This is a genomic window from Nocardioides gansuensis (genome assembly GCF_003076135.1).
Lineage (GTDB): Bacteria > Actinomycetota > Actinomycetes > Propionibacteriales > Nocardioidaceae > Nocardioides > Nocardioides gansuensis.
The window spans coordinates 1-292 of record NZ_QDGZ01000040.1 but is presented as its reverse complement, the minus strand read 5'-3'; the positions used below and the strand labels follow the sequence as shown (position 1 = coordinate 292).

Genomic DNA, 292 nt, shown 5'->3' with positions numbered 1-292 from the left:
TGGAGCAGGCCGATGAGTCGGTGCAGCTCGCGGTGACCGTCGCGGCCGCCTACTTCGAGCGTGGCGACTCCGGTCATGCGGTGCGGGTGTGCCGGACCGCGGTGGCCAAGGCGGAGGCGCTCGGGTCGGCGACCGCGCGGGCCTCGGCGTACTGGAACGCCAGCTTGATGGAGGCCGACCGCGGCGCTATCGGTGACGCGGTGCTGCTGGCGGAGCGGGCGCTGGCCCTGCTGGGCGAGGGCCGCGATGCCCGGAACCTGGCTCGGCTGCGGACCCAGCTCGGCACGATGCA

Annotated in this window: 1 protein-coding gene; it reads left to right on the top strand. The window is 74.3% G+C overall.

What is annotated here, in order from left to right:
- Positions 1-292, top strand: a 292-nt coding sequence (locus tag DDE18_RS23235; protein WP_211754724.1) for a hypothetical protein, incomplete at both ends; no start/stop codon positions are given.